Source organism: Candidatus Enterococcus courvalinii (assembly GCF_017315945.1).
Taxonomy (GTDB): domain Bacteria; phylum Bacillota; class Bacilli; order Lactobacillales; family Enterococcaceae; genus Enterococcus_B; species Enterococcus_B courvalinii.
Map to the genome: position 1 here is coordinate 1 of NZ_JAFLWI010000019.1, position 17,823 is coordinate 17,823.

Here is a 17,823-nt window from a genome sequence, read left to right on the forward strand (position 1 = left end):
TCGTAGGTTCGAGTCCTACTGCCGGAGTAATAAAAAAGAAGGAAGAAATCGTAATGATTTCTTCCTTCTTTTTTATTGTATTAGTTGATGAAGCAAGTGACTCGCTATATTTATTAATATGTGTTAGCATTTTTTTGGAAGAATAAAGGAGGTTTTAAATAATGTATTTAAAAATTTCTACTGAAGCACAAGAACGATTACAAAAATATTTAGATGAAGAAGCAGTCGTGATTCTTGATCTCGATGATGGTGTAGGTGCATATTCTAAAATGGGAGTTTGCTCATTAGACACTAGTTTTCGTCTATTGATTTTAGATAAAGCACAAAAAAAAGAAGACTATCAATTAGTTTTGGATAGTGATGTTGGCGAGCTTTATGTGAAAGACTACTCCAAAATGTATATGGACGAGGCAATGACTTTGTCTCTTGATACAAGACTAGGTGTATTCCAATTGTCGAGCCCCAGTGGTATGCTAGATAGCCATGTTCAATTAGTAGATCTTCGTCCTAATAAAATTGTGTGACTCTTTAATTAAATAAGAAAAACTCTCTTATGCATAAACTTTTATACATAAGAGAGTTTTTTAGTTCAACAAACCACTGTCGATAAGAATGTAGATTCCTAATCCAATAAAGATGACCGGGATTAAAAATACTTGATGCCGCTTGAGTTCTTCTTTTATAAATGAAAGATTGGCTAATTTAAAACTTAGATAACACCAGATAGCAATCATAATCATAAATATAAGAATAGTTATGATTAAATCAATGAAAGAATACCTACTAAATAATGGAATATAAATTCCGATATTATTTGAGCCATTGCCAATGGTCAAAAGAGTAACATTTAAAAAATGTGGTCGTAAGCCACTTGTTAATAGTTTTTCATCTGGGAGATCTGTCTCGTCAGCTGAGGTTTCTTTCTCAATAAAAGAAGTTCTTTTTTTATTTTTAACAAAGTCAAACCAAGACTTAATTCCTAAAAAAATTGGGATGAAGCCCAACAAACCTAAATACTCTGTTTGTATACGATTCAAACTGTGGGAGGCTAAGATACTGATTAGAACTAAAAGCCCTACTCCCAAATATTGTCCAAAAACAATATCTTTTTTCGATAAATTCTTCCCAACTTGAGAAAATAAAATGGTTAATATAAAAATATCATCAATGTTGGTGCTGATAAAAGAAATCAAACTGGTAGTAATTGTCGTAATCACTGGAATACCTCCTCACATTTAAGGATAAATAATCTTATACTTAATTATAACGTTTTATTTAGTTGGTGTGCTAGTAAGAGAGGCACAACTACGAGATCAGATGATAGTTCATTTACTACGAAAAGTTTTGAGTGAAGATAGTTATAAATTGTAAGCATTGAAGCAAAATTAAAAATGGTTACGAGTTTTTAGTTGTTGTTTAGACTGTGATTTGCGTGGAGTGGAAGAGGATAGTTTAAAAGTAAATTTGATTTTGTGGACTTTTCGTGGGACAAAATAAAAAAATAGCACAGATACGTTGTTAAAACAACATATCGCGCTATTTTACAAAGCCACTTGACGGGCTTGAACCGTCGACCCCCACCTTACCATGGTGGTGCTCTACCAGCTGAGCTAAAGCGGCATGAATATTTTCACAACTAATAGAATAGCGAAAATAATGAAATTTGTCAATCCTATTTATGGCGAAAAGTGGATGTAATAAATTAAAATAAGTCAGTGAGAGATTGATTTTCAATAGTGTTTTATGAAGGATAAGAGAGATTCGTTTGTTTAAAAAATAATGAAAAGAACGATAATTTTTTTAGCTAAAAATATAAAAAAAAACAAAAAAAGTCTTGCACGCGGTGAAATAAATTGCTATTATATTCTTGTACTTGATTCCGGCATAGCTCAGTTGGTAGTAGCGCATGACTGTTAATCATGATGTCGTAGGTTCGAGTCCTACTGCCGGAGTAAGAATAAAAAAACACAACTTTTTGAAGTTGTGTTTTTTTGTTTTCATTTAAATAGCTACTTACTAGGAAAGTCTGTTTGGCAGATTGTAATTAGTGGAGCAGAAGAGTAGAATGGTGATTGTATCATGGATTTGGAAAGGATGATTGGATGTCAGCTATTACACCTGAGATGACAAAAAAGTTTGAGGAACAGTTTTTAGAAAATAATAAACAACAGGCGTTACAACGTACGGTTGTGAAAAATGGAATTTCTGCATCAGCAGAGAATATTTCTGCTCACGTTGCGAATACACCCGTATTTTCAATTGATTTAGCAACAGGGAATGTTGCCAATCAAAAACAATCTGGACGCTGCTGGATGTTTGCAGCATTGAATACGTTCCGTCATAAAATGCTTACGCAATTTCAATTAAAAGATTTTGAATTATCACAGAATTATACTTTTTTCTGGGATAAATATGAAAAAGCAAATTATTTCTATGAAAATGTTATTGCAACTGGTAAAGAGGACTTAACAAGTCGTAAAGTGGCTTTCTTGTTAGCAACACCACAACAAGATGGCGGGCAATGGGATATGATTGTTTCTTTATTCCAAAAATATGGAGTAGTACCTAAGTCTGTTATGCCAGAAAGCGCAAATAGTTCAAATTCTCGCGACTTAAATAATTATTTGAATAAAATCTTACGTAAAGATGCAGTTACTTTGCGGGAATTAGTTGCTAAAGGATCACCTGAAGCAGAAATACAAGCTAAGAAAGAAGCAATGCTTAAAGAAGTCTATCAATTTTTGGCGATTTCACTAGGTACACCACCAGAATCTTTTGATTTTGAATACCGTGATGAAGAAAAAAATTACCATATTGACCAAAAACTAACACCAAAGACATTTTATGATAAGTATGTGGGTGTGAATTTGGATGACTATGTCAGCATCATTAATGCACCAACTGAAGACAAGCCTTTTGAACGTTCATATACGGTTGAAATGTTAGGCAATGTCGTTGGTGGAAAAGAAGTTAAATATTTAAATGTGGATATGCCAACATTTAAAAAATTAGCGATTGCACAATTAGAACAAGGGGAATCTGTTTGGTTTGGTTGTGATGTAGGTCAATCTTCAACTAGAGATAGTGGGATCATGGCGTTAGATGCGTATGACATGAATGATTTATTCGATGTCGATTTTACAATGACTAAAGCTGAACGCTTAGATTTTGGTGAAAGCTTGATGACCCATGCAATGGTCTTAACTGGCGTTGATCTAGTGGACGATAAATCAACTAAGTGGAAAGTTGAAAATAGTTGGGGAGAAAAAGTTGGAACAAAAGGTTTCTTTGTAATGAGTGATGAATGGATGGATGAGTATACTTATCAAATCGTTGTTCGAAAAGATTTATTGACGAAAGAACAACTCGAAGCATTCAATGCAGAACCAATTGTTTTAGCACCTTGGGATCCAATGGGCGCTTTAGCTTAATCAAATAAATACGAGACTTGAATACTCAGTTATCGAGGATTCGAAAAAATCCCGTTTAGACAAATCATTTACTTGGTTTGCTCTGAACGGGATTTTTTTGTTTTGGTTTCAATCGAGGAACAACGTTTTTTTAATCAGCTATGCTATAATTTTTAATAACAGAAAAATTAAACGAATGCTGTTGGCAACTGAGGAGTGAAAGGGCTGAGTTATTTAGGGGGTAAATAAGATGGAAATTCAATCCGTGCTAAAAGAATTAAATTTAACTGGTAAAGTTGTACCAATTGTTGGTGGTGATGTCAATCAGGCATATCGAATTGAAGAACAAACGAGAACTTATTTTCTAAAGATTCATCCAAAAGTCAAACGTCGTTTTTTTGAGGTAGAAGTGAATGGACTGAAGGAATTGGCGCCTTATGTCCGAGTTCCTGAAACCTATTTATTAGGGGAAACAATCGATGGAGCTTACCTATTAATGGAATGGATCGAGCCTGGAAGTGGGAATCAGAAAGACTTAGGACGTGCCTTGGCAACAGTTCATCAAGCAACGGCACCGCAATTTGGTTTTTATGAAGATAATTATTTAGGTATTTTGGAACAAACGAATACTTTCGAAGAAAATTGGTGGACTTTTTTCTTTAAGAATCGCTTAGAAAAACAACTCACGATTGCAGAAGCGAACAATCATTGGAATCATTGGCGACAAGAAAAGTTTTTCCGATTCAAAGAAGCTTTTTTGCGGGATGTCGGGAAGCAAAAGATTATCCCAAGCCTCTTGCATGGCGACCTATGGAGTGGTAATGTTTTCTTTGACCAACAAGGACATCCGGTGTTGATTGACCCAGCTGTTTCATATGGTAATCGCGAGCAGGATATAGCAATGAGTCAACTATTTGGAGGGTTCCGCCCTGAATTTTTAGTAGGCTATCAAGAACTAAATCCACTGGATAAAGGCTGGAAGGAACGTTTACCGGTCTATCAGTTATATTATTTACTTGCTCACTTGAATATGTTTGGCGAAAGTTATGGCGCGCAAGTTGATCAATTATTAGTTAGGAAGTAAGAGGAGGATAATTTTTTGGCAAAGAAATATTCCAGAAAACATGAAGTAGCATATTACGAATGTGATATTAATCAAACGATGACTTTTCCAGCTATGCTAGGGGTCGTTATTAAAACATCAGAGGATCAAAGTGATTCACTGGGAAGAAGCAGTGACTTTATCAAAAACTTTGGGTTAACATGGGTAATCACTAATTATTCGATGGAAATTACACGACTTCCACGAGTAGGTGAAATCATCAATGTGACAACTCAAGCAATGGAGTACAATAAATATTTTTGTTATCGAAATTTCTGGATTCATGATGAAGCAGGAAATGAATTAGTAAAGATTGATTCTGTGTTTGTTTTGATGGACTTTGTGAACCGAAAAATGAGTAGTGTTAATGAAGAAATCATCGCACCTTTTGAAAGTGAAAAAATCAAAAAAATCAAAAGACAACCTAAGATCGAAAAAATTGAGGCAGGTTTCATGTTACCTTATCGCGTTCGATTTTATGACATTGATAGCAATCAACATGTGAATAATGCAATGTATTTTAACTGGATGATTGATGTTTTGGGACGTGATTTCTTAACAACACATGTACCAAAAAGTGTCGTGATTCGCTTTGATAAAGAGGTTGAGTATGGTCACGAAATCGAAAGTCATTTTGAACAAGTTTCTGTGGAAAATGGGGTTAAAACGAGACATGAAATTCGAATGCAGGATCAAGTTTACTGCGAAGCGAATATCATGTGGGAAAATAAATAATGAAAAAGAGGTTGGAATGTACGAAATGTACAGTTATTCCAGCCTCTTTTTAGTTTAATTTCTTTAATTATGAATAAATGTAACTAATTCTTTCCCAGCAAGACCATAGTTGAGTGCAATTAATAGTTTTAATCGTGCTTTTTGACTATTGATGCTATCACAAAAAATCACACCCATATCTTCCAGCTCCTTACCACCACCGGCGTAATCATAGACTGGTTCAGCAATCCCATTAAAACATCTTGAAACAAGAACTACTGGAATTTTTTGAATGAGTAGTTTTTTTAATGCAGCAAGTGTTTGTGGTGGAAGATTTCCTGCACCAAGGGCTTCAATGACTAACCCATCGACTTTGGTGTGAGCCAATGCTTCAATCAATTCTCCGTGCATTCCTGCATAGGCTTTTACAATAGGAATCACACCATCAACTGTGCCAATATCTAAGTGATGAGTAGGCAAGAGTTCTTGCATAAAAAGAATTCGATTCTTAGTAACTAAACCAATTGGGCCTAAGGTTGGTGTTCGGAAAGTGGCTACGTTCGTGGTATGTGTTTTAGTGACATAGCGTGCGGAATGAATCTCATCATTCATCACAATCAGGACGCCTTTATCTTTTGCTTCAGCACAACTAGCTACTCGTATCGCACTTTCAAAATTATATAAGCCGTCACTACCAAGTTCATTACTAGAGCGCATCGCACCTGTTAAGACAATCGGAAGTTGCTCACCAATCGTTGTATCTAAAAAGAAAGCTGTTTCTTCTAATGTATCTGTTCCGTGAGTAATGACGACACCTGTTACTCCAGCTTTGATTGCTTCTTGAATCCGATTTTTCAAAATCAACATATGATTTGGCATGATGTGTGGAGAGGGAAGATTAAAGATATCTTCAACTAATAACTCCACATTTTCAGGGATTTCGATTTCCGCATCCATTAATGGATTGGCAACATCGGGACTGACGCCACCGGTTAAAACATTTTCTTTCATGGCGATTGTTCCGCCAGTGTGTAGTACAAGAATTTTTTTCATTCGACGACTTCCTTACCAATAATTTTGCATAGAGTTTCATGCTTATTGTATACTATATAAAAGAGTTTTGCTATCTATGAAAACAAGTGAGATTTGGTTGATTCTGTTGATAAAAAGACAAATAAAAGGCTGTGCTTACGGAAGTGTTAGATAACTCAACTTATTTTCTGCTATCTTAGCGGGAAAATGCAGTTGAGTTTTTCATTTTTAGGAAACTTTTTTGTTAAAACAAATTAGGAGGAAAGTAGATGATCCGTATAGGTCTGACCTCGTTTAAAGAACATGATAAATTAACCGGTAAAAAAAATAATACATTATTTGAGTATGCAGCGTTCTTACCACTTGTTGAATTAGACACCGCTTATTATGGAATACCAAGGAAAACATCTGTTGAAAAATGGATCCAAGAAGTGCCTGATTCCTTTCGTTTCGTGGTAAAAGCTTACCAAGGTATTAGTGGTCAAGGAAACTGGCAAGACTATTATCAATCTGAAGAAGAAATGATTGATAAGTTTTTAGATGTAATGAAGCCGATGATTGATGCTGGTAAATTATTTTGTTTTTTGATCCAATTTCCTGCTTCATTTAAATGTACCAAAGAAAGTGTGGCGTATTTACGCAAGTTGCATGTTTGGTTCAAGGATTTGCCTGTTGCAATCGAATTACGTGACTATTCTTGGTATAGCGAAAACTATTTAGAACGAACACATAAATTTATGCGACGTGCGCAATTTTCATTAGCAATCATCGATGAGCCACAACTATTGAATGCAACGGTTCCTAGAGATCTATTTGTCACGAATGAGACATTTACTTTATTTCGTTTTCACGGTCGTAATGTGCAAGGATGGCAAGCAAACGACGCAGATTGGCGAAAGAAGAGAACACTTTATCGTTATTCTAATGAAGAGCTAGAAGAGTTAGCAAAAGAAATCATCAGTTTAAAGGACGAGACGCAGGACATTGGGATTATTTTCAATAATAATTCTGGCGGAGATGCGGCTGAAAATGCGTTGACATTACAACATATTTTGGGACTTAAACCAGAGGGACTAAACCCAACCCAAATTGACTTATTCTAAGAAGGAGTCTAAGACAAATGATTAAAGCAATCTTTTTTGATATCGATGGGACACTTGTCAATAGTCATTCAAAAGTGCTTGCGTCAACAAAAAAGGCAATCCAAGAGGCTCAAAAGCAAGGAATTTTATGTGGGGTAGCTACGGGACGAAGCCCAGTACGATTAGAGGAAATGTTGGATGGATTGGCTCTTGATATGTATGTGGTCTACAATGGGCAACTTGTTTTTACAGCAAAAGAAACAATTGTCAGTCGACCGTTTACGCCAGCTGTTTTGCAAAAAATCGTTACTTTTTCAGATGAAAACCATCGACAAATTTTATTTGGCGGAAGAAATCGATTAGAAGGATCGTCTACGATGCTTCTTGCCCAATCAATGAATATCAAACGGCTAGTTGCTTTATTACCAAAAAAATTTCCAGTCCGTTTATTAAAAAAATTATTGCAACTTTTTAGTCCTCATCGGCAAAAAGAACGTTATGAAGCTTTACCAATCCTGAAGGAACCAGTTTATCAATGTATTTTATTGAGTGCAGAGTCGGAGCAACAAAAATTAAGTAAAGCTTTCCCTGAGTGTACGTTTCAACGTTCCAATACTTATACAGTTGATATGATTCCTAAGGGCGGTTCCAAATTGTTAGGAATTCGAGCCTTTGCCAAAGCAAAAGGCATTGAAATGTCAGAAATCATGGCTTTTGGTGATCATTTTAACGATGTAGAGATGTTAAAAGGCGTTGGTATTGGTGTCGCAATGGGAAATGGGCAACCAAGTGTAAAAGCAGTCGCAGATTATATCACGCAAACAAACGATCAAGCTGGCATCTTCACAGCACTTCAATACTTTGGAATCGGAACGTCAAAATAACCAGTTTAGGATTCGTGTAAGGAGAGAACAAATATGTCAGAAAAAACGCCTTTTGAACAAGTAGAAGAATTTCATGCAGTATTTGATCCAAGAAAACCAAAGCAACCCACACCATTTACAGAACAAGAAGCGATTTATCGTGCAGGATTCAAAGTAGAAGAATTAGTTGAACTGATTGCTGCAACAACCAACGGGCAAAAAGAGCAACTCCATCTGGCTGTCCAACAGCTCCATGAAGCAATCGACCAAGCAGAACAAAAAATGTTGAAAAAAGAACACTGGGGTCAGCAACCACTAATTGAACAAGTCGATGCACTAACAGATATCTTGTACTTTACTTATGGATCATTTTCACTTTTGGGTGTGGATCCAACGAACATCTTTGACATTGTGCATCAAGCAAATATGGGGAAACTTTTTCCAGATAATAAACCACATTACCATCCAGTGACCAACAAAGTACTGAAACCTGAAAATTGGGAGAAAGATTTTGCGCCTGAACCTCGAATCAGACAAGAAATCACAAAGCAAATTGCTCAAGCACAACAAAAAAACATCGAAAAAAAGGAACTAGTTTCTGATTAAATTCAATTCAGAACAGAAATTAAATAACCAAAATAGCGTTATGTTTTCCTTAGACAAAAATGAAAGATTTTTTTCTAAGTTAGTGAATGCTCGAAAAGAGTGTGCTATAATCTAAGATAGATGTCTTTTTACACGAAAGATTACTATTGGTTTTTATGCGTGAAAGAATGTTATTTCGTGCGTAAAGAGATGCACATTGAAAACGGAGGAACCTTAAATGGGAAGTAATGTTATCATCGGAATCGTCACTGCAATTATTATTGTAGCCATCGTCGTTTTTCTGGTTGGTTATTTGCTAAAGAAAAAAAATCAAGACCGGTTGAATGCTTTGGAAAAACGCAAGGAAGAATTATTCGACTTGCCTGTGATAGAAGAAGTTGATGATGTAAAGAAGATGCATCTGGTTGGGCAAAGCCAAAATACTTTTCGTGAATGGAGTCAAAAATGGAACGACATATCTACCTCTTCATTTGCTGAGTTAGAAAGCCAAATTTTTGAAGTTGAGAACCTCAATGAAAGTTTCCGATTTTTAAAAGGCAAGAAAGCTGTCCTAGTTGCTGAAACTACTATGGATAAAATGGAAAAAGAAGTTACTGAAATCCGTGATGGTCTAAAAGAATTACGCGAAACGGAAGAACGGAACTCTCTAGCTGTACAACAAGCTTTGGATGTCTATGAAGAATTGAAGAAAAAAGTCAATGAGGACGAAACCGAGTACGGTCCGGCAATCGCTGAGTTGCGTAAACAAATTAAGACAATTGAAGATGAATTCACTAAATTTGTAACGTTAAATACCTCAGGTGATCCTGTCGAAGCCCGTGAAGTTTTGGATAACGCTGAAAAGCGAACGTATGAAGTTGAAGCTTGGATGAAAAAAGTGCCACCTTTATTCGAAGACTTGAACACAACTTTCCCAGAACAAATCGAAGAGATCAACGACACTTATACAAAGCTTTTGAAGGAAGAGTATGTTTTCCCAGAGGAAGATTTTGCGAACGATATTGCGCGTGTGAACAAACGAATTGAAAGTTCACTTGCGAATCTCGAAAAAACAGAGGTTGAAACGGTTGAAATTGAAAATCGTGAAACAGCTGATTTGATCGATTCGTTATATGATGTATTAGAAAGAGAAATGGAAGCAAAAGCGTATGTGATGAAAAACCAAGCAACGATTGATGAATATATCACACATGCGACAAAAAACAATCGTCAATTATTGATTGAATTGGATCATACTTCTCAAAGCTATGCACTAAATCATAACGAAATTGGTCGAGTACGTGGTTTCCAATCTGAAGTGGAAGAAATCGAGCGTCAAAATGCGCAGATGACACCACAAATTGAGAACCATGAGATTCCTTATTCTGAAGTACGGACTTTTTACAAGAATGTTTTCAAAGTATTGGAAGATATCGAGAGTCAGCAAATTGGAATCGATGACTCATTACATGAATTACGAAAAGGTGAAAAGATTGCGCAAGAAAAAATCGATGTATTTGAATTTAAATTGCGTAGTTTGAAACGTTTTGTTGAAAAACAACGTTTGCCAGGCTTACCAAAAGATTATTTAGAGTTCTTCTATGTAGCAACTGACCGAATTGAAGAATTAAGTGTTGTTTTGAATAAAATCAGAATCAACATGGAAGAAGTCAATCGTTTAGTTGATCTTTGCGAAGAAGATTTGGAACTGCTAGATAAGAAAACCCATGACTTAGTAGATGCTGCTGCATTGACTGAACAAATGTTGCAATATGCAAATCGTTACCGTCATACTCATGCAGAAATCAAAGAAGCGATTGATAAGAGTTTTTATTTATTCAATAAAGAAAATCAATATCAAGAAGCTTTGGATGAAATCGGCACAGCACTCGAACGTGTGGAACCAGGAGCATTTAAGCGAATTGAAGATTTTTACTTCAATAATCCTGACTTAGTTAGCTGATGCTTAATTTGCAGAATCAACAATAAAGAAAGAAAGTGGGAAGTGATCCTACTTTCTTTTTTTTATGTGCTTTGTGAAAGAACATGACCTTTGGAATTTTTTGATGAGGCCATTACGTTTTGTCAGTTTCTCATTATTTTTTCGGAGCTGGCTGCTTGAAACCACAACCTTTTTCCTCGGTGCTCAAGAAGTAACTCCTTCCAAATAAATCCAAATTTCACAAAAATTTGAGAAACAATTTCTGGCAATTTGTTCTTATTTATTGGAGTTGGACACTTCTTTCACAACCTTTTTCACGGTGTTCTCCAAGCAGCTTCTTCGGCAATGAGGCCTCTTTTCATAAAAATATGGAAAACTATTTTTAGAAAAGTATTCTTATTGCTTGAAGCTAACCGCTTGGAGCCACATCCTCTTATGAAAAAGAATTGTTGAAAGCATATAGGACAACCGTTATAATAGAAAAGAATTTCAAAAAAGAGGGGTTTCTTATGATATATTTTGACAATAGCGCGACAACCCCAATTTTTCCGCAAAGTTTAGATGCCTATGTGAAGACAAGTCAGCGGATTATTGGGAATCCATCAAGTTTACATGACTTGGGTAACCAAGCCAATCGTTTATTACAACAGGCAAGAAAGCAGATTGCTGAGCTTATTGGCGCAACTGCAGAAGAAATTTATTTTACCTCAGGTGGGACAGAAGGCGATAATTGGGTCTTGAAAGGTACAATGATTGAGAAACGTGAATACGGTAATCATTTGATTATTTCTGGAATCGAACATCCTGCAGTGAGCGAAACTGCCGAGCAACTAAAAGAACTAGGACTGGAAGTCAGTATTGCACCTGTGGATAAAAATGGTTTCGTGATTGTAGAAGAGCTGAAGAAATTAGTTCGTAAAGAAACCATTTTGATTTCAATCATGGGTGTTAATAATGAAGTTGGTTCTATTCAACCAATTCAAGAAATCAGTGAATTTTTAACAGACTATCCAAAAATCCATTTTCATGTTGATGCCGTGCAAGCAATTGGGAAGGTTCCAACTGACCAATGGCTGACTGAACGTGTTGATTTTGCAACATTCTCTGCGCATAAATTTCATGGACCTCGTGGAATTGGTTTCATCTACTGGAAAAAAGGTCGTCGTTTAGCACCTTTACTAACTGGCGGAGGGCAAGAAAACAATCAACGAAGTGGAACGGAGAATGTTCCTGCAATCGTCGCAATGGCAAAAGCATTACGCCTTTCTTTAGATACAAAAGCACGAAAACCTGAGCATACACAAAATCTTAAAACGGCATTGATCGGCGCGCTGAAAACATACGACAAGGTGACGATTTTTTCTGAAGGAGAAAATTATGCACCACATATTTTATGTTTTTCATTAAAAGGCATTCGCGGTGAAGTGCTTGTACATGCGTTAGAAGAAAAACAAATCTTTATTTCAACAACGAGTGCTTGCTCTTCTCGCAAACACATGGCTAGCAGTACGTTACATGCGATGCATGTGCCTCATGATTTGGCGACATCTGCTGTCCGGATTAGTTTAGATGAAAGTAATTCAATGGCTGAAGTAGAACAGTTTATGATTATTTTTAAACAACTTTATCAAAAGTTCTCAGCTATTAATTAAATGAAGGAGTGTTCCTGTGAAATATAGTGAAATTATGGTTCGCTACGGCGAGCTATCGACAAAAGGAAAAAATCGCAAAACGTTTATTATGCAATTGGCACAAAATGTACGTCAAGCGTTAAAAGAGTTCCCAGAAATCAAAATTCATGCAGATCGTGATCGTATGCATTTGTTATTAAATGGTGCAGATGGTCAGTTGGTTATACCCAAACTGGCAAAAATTTTCGGTATTCAAAATTTTTCACCAAGTATTCGTGTAGAAAAAGATGTTCAAGTCTTAAAAGATAGTGTTCAAGCAATCATGAAAGAAATTTATACGGGGGAACAAACATTTAAAATTATTGCCAAACGTAGTGACCATGATTTTGAATTAACCAGTAATGAATTGAACCAAACATTGGGAAATGCTGTATTTGATATTTTTCCAGAAATCAACGTTCAAATGAAAAAACCAGACATTCCATTACGTGTGGAAATTCGTCGCGATGGTGCCTACCTTTCTTATGAGACAATCAAAGGTGCGGGTGGGTTACCTGTTGGAACGAGTGGAAAAGGGATGTTGATGTTATCTGGTGGGATTGATTCACCTGTTGCAGGCTATTATGCCATGAAACGTGGTGTCGAAATTGAAGCCGTTCATTTCGCTAGTCCGCCTTATACAAGTGAGCAAGCATTACAAAAAGCCAAGGATTTAACTGCCAAGTTAGCACCATATGTGGGAACGATTCAGTTTATTGAAGTACCATTTACAGAAATTCAAGAAGAAATTAAAAAATCAGTCCCACAAGGATACTGGATGACGATTACCCGTCGGATGATGTTACGATTAACAGATGAAATTCGTCGTATTCGTCATGGATTGGTTATTTTAAATGGCGAATCATTAGGCCAAGTGGCATCTCAAACATTGCAAAGTATGGTGGCAATCAATGAAGTAACAAATACACCGATTATTCGTCCTGTGGCAACAATGGACAAACTAGAAATTATCGAAGTTGCTGAAAAAATCGATACATTTGAGTTATCCATTCAGCCATTTGAAGATTGCTGTACTATATTTGCACCACCACAGCCAAAAACGCGTCCCAACTTGGATAAAGTTCATCAGTATGAAGAACGCTTAGCGATTGATGAAATGATCGAGCGTGCGTTGGCAGGTTTGAAAATCGAGGCAATTGGTGTGGATGCTGTTCAGGAACAAGAAGAGGAATTTGCTGATTTGTTGTAAAAGGTTGTGAAAGAAGTGTTCAGCTCTGATAAATAAGAAAAAATTGCCAGAAATTGCTTCTCAAATTTTTGTGCAATTTGGGCTTATTTTGAAGGAGTTACTTCTTGAACACCGAGAAAAAGGTTGTGGCGCAAAACGGTTCAGCTCCGAAAGAATAAGGAGCAACTGACAAAAATAGCTTTTCATCTTTTAAAGTGAATACAAGCTATATGGAGGAGTCGCTTTGGAAGTAAACGACACGAGCAAATATCACTTAAGAAATGCCAAAGTACGCAATAATTAATTGAATTAGCTAGAAAAGCAAAGGATAATTTTTATTGTTCTTTGCTTTTTTCATTGACATGAATGCTTGTTCCAACGTTTCAAACATGATACACTAAATATGTGAAAATATGAACAAGGAGCTTTGAACATGCGAGAGTTGAAAAAATCTGAAACGTTACCAAAAGCAACAGCAAAACGTTTACCGTTATACTTACGTTACTTAAAGATGTTGGATGATTCAGGAATCGTTCGCATCAAATCAAAAGAATTTAGTGAGATTACGCAAGTACCGCCTGCAACGATTCGAAGAGATTTTTCACATCTTGGTGAGTTGGGAAGAAGTGGTTATGGGTATGATGTTCCTTTCCTGATCGAAGTTTTTAATAGTATTTTAAATACCCGCGAAGAAAAAAGAATCGCGTTAGTGGGTTATGGAAATTTAGGTAAAGCTTTACGACATAACAATTTTCGCCGAAATGATAATTTAAATATTGTTTGTGTGTTTGATAATGATCCTGAACTGATTGGCAGAGAAATAGATGGCTTGACGATCTATCCAATTGAACGTTTTGCCGAAATTTCAAAAGAAATGCAAGTCAGCGTTGCGATCTCTACAGTACCTAGCAAGTACTCACAGTCAGCTGTTGATGAAATTGTCAAAAGTGAAGTTACAGCTATCTTAAATTTTGCACCTGACCGAGTGATTGTGCCGGAGCATGTCAATGTTCAGTACATTGACTTAACAACAGAGCTACAAACGCTGATTTATTTTGACGAAAATTATTCGACTGTTTTCTCTTAAACGTTGACTAAGAATAAAGTGTAGTTGACACATAAAAAAAAGGAATGTAGAATGAATCATGACGTTGATCAAGAGGAGTAACTAGTGATTTATTTTTTAGAGAGAGAGCGAATAGCTGAAACGTTCTTAATAATAGCTGGTGAAGGTAGCTTGGAAGTCTTTGTCTTGAATCTCATTGTGCTAGTCAGTGAGGGAGTAGAGATAAACGGGTCGTGATCGTTAACTCACTTGAGAGGTAGTAGCAAAACTTGCTAGTACAAATTAGGTGGTACCGCGTAAATTATACGTCCTAAAATACGAAAGTATTTTAGGACTTTTTTTATTTTAAAGGAGGAAACAGGATGACGGAAGAAAAAAATTTATCAACAAAATATAATCCGCAAGAAGTTGAAGCTGGCCGCTATCAAAACTGGTTAGACCAAGATTTATTCAAACCAAGTGGCGATAAGAAAGCGAAACCTTACTCAATTGTTATTCCACCACCAAATGTAACTGGTAAATTACATTTAGGTCATGCTTGGGATACAACATTACAAGATATGCTGATTCGCCAAAAGAGAATGCAAGGTTTCGATACATTATGGTTACCAGGAATGGACCACGCAGGTATTGCGACTCAAGCAAAAGTAGAAGAAAAACTTCGTGAACAAGGAATCTCTCGTTATGATTTAGGTCGTGAGAAATTTATCGATCAAGTTTGGGATTGGAAAGAAGAATATGCTAGCCATATTCGTGAACAATGGGCAACAATGGGCTTGTCTTTAGACTATAGCCGTGAACGTTTTACTTTAGATGATGGCTTGTCAGAAGCTGTCCGTAAAGTGTTCGTGACTTTATATGAAAAAGATCTGATTTACCGTGGTGAGTATATCATCAACTGGGATCCACAAGCGCGAACAGCGTTATCTGATATTGAAGTAATCCACAAGGACATCGAAGGTGCATTTTACCATATGAGCTATGAACTAGCAGATGGTTCTGGTGTCGTTGAGATTGCAACAACGCGTCCAGAAACAATGCTTGGGGACACTGCAGTGGCTGTTCACCCAGATGACGAACGTTATCAAGATTTGATTGGCAAAACGGTTATCTTACCATTAGTCAACAAAGAAATTCCGGTAGTTGCGGATACGTATGTTGATATGGAATTTGGAACAGGTGTTGTTAAAATTACACCAGCACATGACCCAAATGACTTCGAGGTTGGTAATCGTCATGACTTGCCTCGCGTCAATGTAATGAATGAAGACGGAACAATGAATGAATTAGCTGGAAAATATGCTGGTATGGATCGTTTTGAAGCAAGAAAAGCCGTTGTCAATGACCTAAAAGAAATCGGTCGTTTAATCAAAATTGATACCATGACGCATAGTGTCGGTCATTCTGAACGTACAGGGGTGGTTGTTGAACCTCGCTTATCCACACAGTGGTTTGTTAAAATGCAACCACTTGCTCAAAAAGCAATAGAAAATCAAGAAACAGATAACGCGGTGGAATTTTTCCCACCACGTTTTGACCAAACCTTCTTGCGTTGGATGGACAATGTGCACGACTGGGTTATCTCTCGTCAATTATGGTGGGGACATCAAATTCCTGCTTGGTATCATAAAGAAACTGGTGAAATGTATGTTGGAATGGAAGCCCCTGCAGATAGCGAAAACTGGGTACAGGATCCAGATGTTTTAGATACATGGTTTAGCTCTGCATTATGGCCGTTTTCAACAATGGGCTGGCCGGATACAGACAGCGAAGACTATAAACGTTATTTCCCAACAAGTACATTGGTGACTGGCTACGATATTATTTTCTTCTGGGTTAGTCGAATGATTTTCCAAAGTCTCGAATTCACTGGGGAACGACCATTTGATAACGTCTTGATTCATGGATTGATTCGGGCAGAAGATGGTCGCAAGATGAGTAAATCGCTGGGTAACGGAATTGATCCAATGGAAGTGATTGAAAAATATGGTGCTGATGCACTTCGTTGGTTCTTATCAAATGGTTCTGCACCAGGACAAGATATGCGTTTCAGTTATGAAAAAATGGATGCTGCTTGGAACTTTATCAATAAAATTTGGAATGCTTCACGTTTTGTTATCATGAATGTGGAAGGCATGACTGTTACCGATATTGATCTAACTGGTGAAAAATCAGTTGCTGATCGTTGGATCTTGACACGTTTAAATGAAACAGTTGCTAAAGTAACAGATTTATTTGACCACTTTGAATTTGGTGAAGCAGGTCGTCAATTGTATAACTTCATTTGGGATGATTTTTGTGATTGGTATATCGAAATGAGTAAAGAAGTTCTTTACGGGGATGATGTGGATTCAAAACAAACGACACGTAGTATCTTAGTCCACACCTTAGATCAAATTTTACGTCTGTTGCATCCGATCATGCCGTTTGTAACGGAAGAAATTTGGCAACATATCCCACACGAAGGTACTTCATTGGTTGTGGCGGAATATCCTGTTGTTCGTCCAGAATTTGATGATGAAACAGCTTCAAAAGGAATGGAAGTCCTAAAAGAGTTGATTCGTGCAGTACGTAATATTCGTTCAGAAGTGAATACACCGTTATCAAAACCAATCACTTTATTGATTAAGACGACTGATCCAAAAATTGATCAATTCTTGGTTGAAAATACCAATTATATTGAGCGTTTCTGTAATCCGGAAGAATTAGTTATTTCCAGTGAGATTACTGCACCAGATTTAGCAATGTCGGCCGTCTTAACAGGGGCTGAAATTTTCTTACCATTGGCTGGATTAATCAATATTGAAGAAGAAATCAAGCGTCTTGAAAAAGAACTAGCTAAATGGACAGGTGAAGTAAAACGAGTTCAAGGAAAACTTGGCAATGAGCGTTTTGTATCCAATGCACCGGATGATGTTGTTGAGGCAGAACGTGCAAAAGAAAAAGATTATTTAGAAAAACAAGCTGCTGTAAAGGATCGTATTGAAAGTTTGCGTACGATTGGCTAAACGGTGAAAAAATTGTTTAAAAAAAGAAGATTCAAGAAGAGAGAAGACCAGAAATTTTTGGTCTTCTTTTTTTGGAGGATAACCAAGAAATATTTTAACCTTTTATCAGAAGCTCCTATAGTAGAAGGAAGAAGGCGATTTTGAATGATTTTTCAGTTTT

14 protein-coding genes, 2 tRNA genes and 1 other annotated feature are annotated in these 17,823 nt (G+C 36.6%); of the genes, 13 read left to right on the plus strand and 3 right to left on the minus strand.

The window, feature by feature from the left end; all coding sequences use genetic code 11:
* Window positions 1-161 precede the first annotated feature (161 nt).
* Window positions 162-524, plus strand: coding sequence for an iron-sulfur cluster biosynthesis family protein (locus JZO71_RS11020; RefSeq protein WP_206899564.1), 363 nt, complete (start codon window positions 162-164; stop codon window positions 522-524).
* 60 nt (window positions 525-584) lie between these two features.
* Here JZO71_RS11020 and JZO71_RS11025 read toward each other — a convergent pair whose 3' ends face one another.
* Together JZO71_RS11025 and JZO71_RS11030 are read right to left on the minus strand one after the other, a co-directional pair.
* Window positions 585-1,217: a cadmium resistance transporter gene (locus JZO71_RS11025; RefSeq protein WP_206899566.1), complete on the minus strand. Its 633-nt coding sequence runs from the start codon at window positions 1,215-1,217 to the stop codon at window positions 585-587.
* A gap of 330 nt (window positions 1,218-1,547) precedes the next feature.
* Window positions 1,548-1,620 (minus strand) — tRNA-Thr (locus tag JZO71_RS11030).
* Window positions 1,621-1,878: 258 nt separating this feature from the next.
* Between JZO71_RS11030 and JZO71_RS11035 the strand changes: the two genes are divergently transcribed.
* The 4 genes from JZO71_RS11035 to JZO71_RS11050 all read left to right on the plus strand — a co-directional run bounded on the left by JZO71_RS11035 (window position 1,879) and on the right by JZO71_RS11050 (window position 5,247).
* A tRNA-Asn gene (locus tag JZO71_RS11035) sits at window positions 1,879-1,952 on the plus strand.
* 150 nt (window positions 1,953-2,102) lie between these two features.
* The gene (locus JZO71_RS11040) at window positions 2,103-3,431 is read left to right on the plus strand and encodes a C1 family peptidase (protein WP_206899567.1); all 1,329 of its coding nucleotides are present in this window, start codon (window positions 2,103-2,105) and stop codon (window positions 3,429-3,431) included.
* Between the two features lie 229 nt (window positions 3,432-3,660).
* Window positions 3,661-4,494 (plus strand): fructosamine kinase family protein, encoded by an 834-nt coding sequence (locus tag JZO71_RS11045; RefSeq protein WP_206899569.1) that lies wholly within the window; start codon window positions 3,661-3,663, stop codon window positions 4,492-4,494.
* 15 nt (window positions 4,495-4,509) lie between these two features.
* Window positions 4,510-5,247: an acyl-ACP thioesterase domain-containing protein gene (locus JZO71_RS11050; RefSeq protein ID WP_206899571.1), complete on the plus strand. Its 738-nt coding sequence runs from the start codon at window positions 4,510-4,512 to the stop codon at window positions 5,245-5,247.
* A 63-nt stretch (window positions 5,248-5,310) separates the two neighbouring features.
* On the opposite strand, the gene JZO71_RS11055 is transcribed toward JZO71_RS11050, so the two are convergent.
* Window positions 5,311-6,279 carry an asparaginase gene (locus JZO71_RS11055; RefSeq protein WP_206899573.1) on the minus strand — a complete coding sequence of 323 codons (969 nt, stop codon included), beginning with the start codon at window positions 6,277-6,279 and terminating at the stop codon, window positions 5,311-5,313.
* Window positions 6,280-6,527: 248 nt separating this feature from the next.
* On the opposite strand from JZO71_RS11055, the gene JZO71_RS11060 reads away from it, so the two are divergent.
* The 8 genes from JZO71_RS11060 (at window position 6,528) to JZO71_RS11095 (ending at window position 17,663) form a co-directional block, all read left to right on the plus strand.
* Window positions 6,528-7,361, plus strand: coding sequence for a DUF72 domain-containing protein (locus JZO71_RS11060; protein WP_206899575.1), 834 nt, complete (start codon window positions 6,528-6,530; stop codon window positions 7,359-7,361).
* Window positions 7,362-7,378: 17 nt separating this feature from the next.
* Window positions 7,379-8,224, plus strand: coding sequence for a Cof-type HAD-IIB family hydrolase (locus tag JZO71_RS11065; protein WP_206899577.1), 846 nt, complete (start codon window positions 7,379-7,381; stop codon window positions 8,222-8,224).
* Window positions 8,225-8,257: 33 nt separating this feature from the next.
* Window positions 8,258-8,809: a pyrophosphohydrolase domain-containing protein gene (locus JZO71_RS11070; RefSeq protein ID WP_206899579.1), complete on the plus strand. Its 552-nt coding sequence runs from the start codon at window positions 8,258-8,260 to the stop codon at window positions 8,807-8,809.
* A gap of 217 nt (window positions 8,810-9,026) precedes the next feature.
* Window positions 9,027-10,751: a septation ring formation regulator EzrA gene (locus tag JZO71_RS11075; RefSeq protein WP_206899581.1), complete on the plus strand. Its 1,725-nt coding sequence runs from the start codon at window positions 9,027-9,029 to the stop codon at window positions 10,749-10,751.
* A 488-nt stretch (window positions 10,752-11,239) separates the two neighbouring features.
* Window positions 11,240-12,382 carry a cysteine desulfurase family protein gene (locus JZO71_RS11080; protein ID WP_206899583.1) on the plus strand — a complete coding sequence of 381 codons (1,143 nt, stop codon included), beginning with the start codon at window positions 11,240-11,242 and terminating at the stop codon, window positions 12,380-12,382.
* A 16-nt stretch (window positions 12,383-12,398) separates the two neighbouring features.
* Window positions 12,399-13,610 carry a tRNA uracil 4-sulfurtransferase ThiI gene (gene thiI, locus JZO71_RS11085; RefSeq protein ID WP_206899585.1) on the plus strand — a complete coding sequence of 404 codons (1,212 nt, stop codon included), beginning with the start codon at window positions 12,399-12,401 and terminating at the stop codon, window positions 13,608-13,610.
* A 412-nt stretch (window positions 13,611-14,022) separates the two neighbouring features.
* Window positions 14,023-14,676: a redox-sensing transcriptional repressor Rex gene (locus tag JZO71_RS11090; RefSeq protein ID WP_206899588.1), complete on the plus strand. Its 654-nt coding sequence runs from the start codon at window positions 14,023-14,025 to the stop codon at window positions 14,674-14,676.
* Between the two features lie 55 nt (window positions 14,677-14,731).
* Window positions 14,732-14,971: a binding site (T-box leader), on the plus strand.
* Between the two features lie 46 nt (window positions 14,972-15,017).
* Window positions 15,018-17,663: a valine--tRNA ligase gene (locus JZO71_RS11095; protein ID WP_206899597.1), complete on the plus strand. Its 2,646-nt coding sequence runs from the start codon at window positions 15,018-15,020 to the stop codon at window positions 17,661-17,663.
* The last annotated feature ends 160 nt before the right edge of the window (window positions 17,664-17,823 follow it).

Excerpts from the sequence above, each read along its gene's own strand:
- JZO71_RS11065 (WP_206899577.1), top strand. The coding sequence starts at position 7,379 with ATGATTAAAGCAATCTTTTTTGATATCGATGGGACACTTGTCAATAGT.
- JZO71_RS11055 (WP_206899573.1), bottom strand. The coding sequence starts at position 6,279 with ATGAAAAAAATTCTTGTACTACACACTGGCGGAACAATCGCCATGAAA.
- JZO71_RS11080 (WP_206899583.1), top strand. The coding sequence starts at position 11,240 with ATGATATATTTTGACAATAGCGCGACAACCCCAATTTTTCCGCAAAGT.
- JZO71_RS11040 (WP_206899567.1), top strand. The coding sequence starts at position 2,103 with ATGTCAGCTATTACACCTGAGATGACAAAAAAGTTTGAGGAACAGTTT.
- JZO71_RS11070 (WP_206899579.1), top strand. The coding sequence starts at position 8,258 with ATGTCAGAAAAAACGCCTTTTGAACAAGTAGAAGAATTTCATGCAGTA.
- JZO71_RS11095 (WP_206899597.1), top strand. The coding sequence starts at position 15,018 with ATGACGGAAGAAAAAAATTTATCAACAAAATATAATCCGCAAGAAGTT.
- JZO71_RS11060 (WP_206899575.1), top strand. The coding sequence starts at position 6,528 with ATGATCCGTATAGGTCTGACCTCGTTTAAAGAACATGATAAATTAACC.
- JZO71_RS11020 (WP_206899564.1), top strand. The coding sequence starts at position 162 with ATGTATTTAAAAATTTCTACTGAAGCACAAGAACGATTACAAAAATAT.
- JZO71_RS11045 (WP_206899569.1), top strand. The coding sequence starts at position 3,661 with ATGGAAATTCAATCCGTGCTAAAAGAATTAAATTTAACTGGTAAAGTT.
- JZO71_RS11075 (WP_206899581.1), top strand. The coding sequence starts at position 9,027 with ATGGGAAGTAATGTTATCATCGGAATCGTCACTGCAATTATTATTGTA.
- JZO71_RS11090 (WP_206899588.1), top strand. The coding sequence starts at position 14,023 with ATGCGAGAGTTGAAAAAATCTGAAACGTTACCAAAAGCAACAGCAAAA.